This window comes from Synechococcus sp. 60AY4M2, assembly GCF_002760375.1.
Classification (GTDB): domain Bacteria; phylum Cyanobacteriota; class Cyanobacteriia; order Thermostichales; family Thermostichaceae; genus Thermostichus.
Genome location: NZ_AUMZ01000001.1, coordinates 382,890 through 387,798 on the forward strand (window position 1 = coordinate 382,890; position 4,909 = coordinate 387,798).

At 58.8% G+C, this 4,909-nt stretch carries 4 protein-coding genes and 1 pseudogene; 3 read left to right on the forward strand and 2 right to left on the reverse strand.

Going from position 1 to position 4,909, the window contains the following annotated elements; genetic code table 11:
- A pseudogene (locus SYN60AY4M2_RS14700) lies at window positions 1-181 on the reverse strand (hypothetical protein); the annotation flags it as partial.
- A 106-nt stretch (window positions 182-287) separates the two neighbouring features.
- Between SYN60AY4M2_RS14700 and SYN60AY4M2_RS01675 the strand changes: the two are divergent.
- From SYN60AY4M2_RS01675 to SYN60AY4M2_RS01690, 3 genes are read left to right on the forward strand one after another with little or no spacing between them, the layout of a single operon-like run.
- The gene (locus SYN60AY4M2_RS01675; protein WP_206336851.1) at window positions 288-1,136 is read left to right on the forward strand and encodes a DNA methyltransferase; all 849 of its coding nucleotides are present in this window, start codon (window positions 288-290) and stop codon (window positions 1,134-1,136) included.
- Between the two features lie 7 nt (window positions 1,137-1,143).
- A complete protein-coding gene (locus tag SYN60AY4M2_RS14185; RefSeq protein ID WP_206336852.1) occupies window positions 1,144-4,200 on the forward strand; it encodes a DUF559 domain-containing protein in 3,057 nt (1,018 codons plus the stop codon).
- Window positions 4,197-4,517: a nucleotidyltransferase domain-containing protein gene (locus tag SYN60AY4M2_RS01690; protein ID WP_011430170.1), complete on the forward strand. Its 321-nt coding sequence runs from the start codon at window positions 4,197-4,199 to the stop codon at window positions 4,515-4,517. The genes SYN60AY4M2_RS14185 and SYN60AY4M2_RS01690 overlap by 4 nt, the downstream gene beginning before the upstream one ends.
- Before the next feature lie 104 nt (window positions 4,518-4,621).
- On the opposite strand, the gene SYN60AY4M2_RS01695 is transcribed toward SYN60AY4M2_RS01690, so the two are convergent.
- The coding region (locus SYN60AY4M2_RS01695; RefSeq protein ID WP_206336904.1) for a transposase at window positions 4,622-4,909 on the reverse strand (288 nt) is incomplete at its 5' end.

Sequence of the window (4,909 nt, forward strand, 5' to 3'; positions counted from 1 at the left end):
TGCAGCGATAGCATTCTGTTTGTTTCCAAACAGAATGGCGGTATCCCGCAAAGCTTTGAGTAGAATACCCAAAGCGCAGTTTCCGTGTCGTCTTACTACCAATTTTCTGCTTTGCTTTGGCTACCATGTTGGCAGACTCGAAAGTAAACAGAAAGATCAACTGGTAGTAATCCGTACTGAACATATTATACATTATTTTCAGTATAGTTGAGCTTATTATTGACTAGAGTCATGCTCTCAAGCTAGCCTTCCCACTAAGCCCACGACAAACCAACAGGCAGGACTGGATGGCAGCCAAGAAAACCGACACCAAACGCCCAATCGAATCCTACGAGCACCGCGACAAAGAGCGTGTCAATAATCCACCTGTGGGGTTGGTGACGCCCCAGACTGACCCGGATGCCGGGCAAACGAAAAAGCGCTATGCCTACGATCCTCACCTCGACCCGCAACTGGTCTGGGCCGGCAAGGCCGAGCACACCTCGTTCGCGGTGCCGACGATCTCGCTCCATGTCCACGAGCGCATCGACCCCCGTACGATCATCGAGGCGGTGAAGAAGCGGAACGGCAGCGGCGGCGCGGAGCAACTCAGCCTTTTTGAAGAGGAACGCCGAGAGCCGCTGCGCCAGGCCGTCGAGTTCTACCAGCACAAACACGGCTGGACCAACCGCCTCATCGCTGGCGACTCGCTCCTGGTGATGAATTCGCTCCTGGAAAAAGAGGGCATGGCGGGCAAAGTGCAGATGATCTACCTCGACCCGCCCTACGGCATCAAATACGGCTCTAACTTCCAGCCCTTCGTCAACAAGCGCGACGTCAAGGACGGCAAAGACGAGGATTTAACCAGCGAGCCAGAGCAAATCCGCGCCTTCCGCGACACCTGGGAGCTAGGCATCCACTCCTACCTCACCTACCTGCGCGACCGGCTACTGCTGGCGCGAGAACTCCTCACCGAAAGCGGCAGCATCTTCGTGCAGATCGGCGACGAGAACGTCCATCTGGTACGCTGCTTGATGGATGAAGTGTTTGGGGCGGGGAATTTTGTGCGACTTATCACGTTCGCTAAAACCGGCAGCATGGTATCCAACGAGTTAGGCCGGACGAGTGATTATCTGAATCTGGTATGCCAGGGATAAAAAATATTTGAAATATCGCCAGTTGTATTCTGAAAAGCTGCCTGATGCCTTCTATAGTAATGTGGAGCTACCCGACGGTACCGTGCGAAAGATTACCCGGGCCGAGATGGTCGATCCGTCGCTGTTGCCAGCGGGAGCAAAGGTCTTCCAGCTCGTAAGCCTGGAGAGCTCGGGGCCGCCGGGCGAGGATACGCCGCTCCAATTTAAGGGAGAGACCTTCAGACCGAACAAGAACAGCCATTGGAAGCTGATCTACCCCGATGGCATGGAGGCGTTGAAACGCACGGGTCGCGTGACTAAGGATGGCAGCAAACTTCGATGGAAATATTATATCGACGATTATCCGCTCAAGGTCTTGTCTGAGGTCTGGGACGACACGGCCGGATTCAATCCTGAGCAACGATACGTGGTTGAAACGCGTACGAAGGTTGTAGAGCGCTGCCTCCTGATGACCACCGACCCGGGCGATTTGGTGTTTGACCCGACGTGTGTGCGGAAGGGGACGCGGGTGTGGTGTGTGAAGGACGGGGGACGCTCCCTCCCCGTTTACGGGGAGGGCTGGGGAGGGGCTGACAGAGGAGAAGCTAACCAGGAAGAGGCCAACTGTGGAGGGGCCACACTGCTTTCCGAGGATGGAGGAGGCAGCCCCCCTGTAGTCCCCCCGCATGCGGGAAGCAGCCCCCCTGTGGTCCCCCCGCATGGGGGGGGACACTGCTCCCTCCCCGCTTGTGGGGAGGGCCGGGGTGGGGCTGAATGGGATAGGGCCATCCTGCGCCCCATCGAATCCATCCAGCCCGGCGACTGGGTTTTGGGGCATGACGGGCAACCGCATCGCGTCGTGCGCGTGATCCGCCGGCCGTACCGCGGCAAGATGATCGGCATCCGCCACGAAAAAACTGACGCGACGCTCTGGCTCTCTGCCGACCACAAGGTGCTCGCCAAACGCCGCCCGCGCTCACTGGGAGGGCATAACGACTGGTCGGGCATTCCCCGGGGGTTGCGCGGGCGAAGCAAAATGCTGCGGCGTGAAATGACCCCGCCGGAGCGTAAGCTGTGGACGGCGCTGCGCAACAACCAAACCGGTTTCGCCTTCCGACGCCAGCATCCCATCGGTCGGTATATAGCAGATTTTTACAGCCGCGACGCCCAACTTGTCGTCGAGGTGGACGGCGTGCTGGCCCACAGCAGCGAAGAGGCACTGGCTCACGATCAGGCCCGCGATGCCTATCTCCGCGAGCTGGGCTTGGAGGTGCTGCGCGTCCCGGCCAGGGAGGTGCTGTCCAATCTGGAGGGCGTTTACGAAACCATTCGACACGCCTGCCAACTTCAGCTCAGCGTCGAGAAGGCCGAATGGGTGGAAGCGCAGGACCTGGCTGTGGGGGATTGGGTCTTCTTTGGTCCGCAGCGGGTCGCCGTGCGCATCGCCGAACTCCACACGCAAGAAACCGAAGAGGAGTTGTATGACCTGGAGGTAGAAGACGCGCACTCTTTCATCACGGAGCTGTGCGTCGTGCACAATTGCGGCAGCGGCACCACCGCCTACGTTGCCGAGCAGTGGGGCCGGCGCTGGATCACCTGCGACACCTCACGCGTCGCGATCACAATCGCCCGCCAGCGGCTGATGACTGCGGTTTTCGACTACTACGAACTGGCGCACCCGCAGGAGGGCGTCGGCTCCGGCTTCAAGTACAAGACCGTGCCCCATGTCACGCTCAAGTCCATCGCCAATAACCCGGAGATCGACGGCATTTACGCGCGGCTCCATCCGGCAGTGGCAGCGGCCCTTGCTGAGCTGAACGCTGCGCTTCATGGCCAGCCGGTCAAATTCCAGGTCACCCAAGGCGGTCGGGCCGGCCAGTTCGTGGACTTCGCCGCACCCGATGAAGCAACCTTCACCATGCCCGCTGGCCAGGTGGTCAAGGTCAACGAGCTGGTGGAATGGGAAGTGCCCTTTACGTTTCCTGCCGACTGGCCGGAAAAAGCGCGCGAACCCTTCGAGCGTTTCCATCAAGCCCGCCGCACCCTCCAAAAGGAGATCGACGCCGCCATCGCCCGCCATGCGCCGCAGGAGACGCTCTACGACCAGCCCTTTGTGGACAGGAAGAAGGTGCGCGTCACCGGCCCCTTTACGGTTGAAGCGGTGCCGGCACCGGCGGTCAAGTCGGTGGACGAGATTTTGGAGGAGAAGCCGCAACCTGCCGATACGTCTATTACCCGCTCCGGCGAGACCCTGCGCCAGGCCGAATGGCGTGACGAACTGCTGCGCACCGGCATTCGCGGCAAGAACGGGCAATACATCCGCTTTGCCCGCCTAGAGCCCCTGCCCGGTTGCCGCTGGCTCCATGCCGAGGGGGAAACGCGGCCAAGCGACGAAGGGGCAAATACCGTGCGCGAGACGGCGCCAGCCTACGATCCCATGCGCGTGGTCGTCTCCTTCGGCCCGGAATATGGCCCGCTCGAGCAGCGGCAAGTTGAGCATGCCTGGCAAGAGGCGCGGATGCTCAGCCCACAGCCCAAACTGCTGATCTTCGCCGCCTTTCAATTTGACCCCGAAGCAGCAAAAGATATTGACGAGATGAAGCCAGAGCTGGCCGGCATGCAGTTCCTCAAAGTCCAAATGAACGCCGACCTACTCACCGACGACCTCAAAAAGAAGCGCGCCAGTAACGAATCCTTCTGGCTCATCGGGCAGCCGGATGTGGAGCTGCGCAAAGCCGAAGATGGCTGGTTTGTGGTTGAGGTACACGGTTTCGACTACTACAACACCAAGACCGGGGCCATCGAATCGGGCGGCAAGGACAAGATTGCCATGTGGATGCTCGATACCGACTACGACGGGCGCTGCCTCTACCCCCGTCAGGTCTTCTTCCCGATGGCGGGCGAGAAAGAAGGCTGGGCGAAGCTGGCGCGCAATCTCAAGGCCGAGATTGACGAGGACCTCATAAAAGCCTATAGCGGTACGGTGTCGTTGCCCTTCGCACCGGGCGAGCACAAGCGCATTGCCGTCAAGATCGTGGATGACCGGGGCATTGAGAGCCTGAAGGTAATGGAGTTGCCAATATGATCGATGATCAAACCTTGCAAGAGATCGTCCGGCGTATCGTGGCAGCGGCCCAGCCCAGCCGCGTACTCTTGTTTGGCTCCTATGGCCGCGGCGATGCCGACGCGGGTTCCGACCTAGACATCATGGTGATCAAACCAGAGGTGTCTGATCGGTACGCCGAAATGATTCGTTTGCACGAAGCGGTGGGCGATATGGGCCCAGGGTTGGATATCCTCGTTTATTCCGAGGCGGAATACCAGCGGCGCAGCCGTGTGCCAGGCACCGTGCTGTACTGGGCGCGCAAGCAGGGAAAAGACCTCTATGAAGCCGCATCTTGAGGAGGCTTGGCGGTTGTTGCGCCTAGCGGAGCGCGACATCAAAGCCTTCGAAGTCCTCAAAAAAGCGCCGGATGTTCATCTCTCCATTACAGCCTGTTAAGAGCTCAAGGGGTGCAATAGCAGCACTTAGCAAACCAACTTCGGAAGGAGGATGGATTGATCAGTAGTAAAGAAGTCTTCACTATCTGCTCCATGCTATATTTCCCAATTCTGCAAAGCTGCCGAATAAAATGCTTCAACACCGACCACATCATCTCAATGGGATTCAACTCCGGCGCATACACAGGCAGGTATAGGATTCGTGCTCCTGTCCCCCTAATCAATTCCTCAACTTCCCGACTCTTGTGGATATTTAAATTGTCCATAATCACAACCTTCCTCGCATCTAGCTT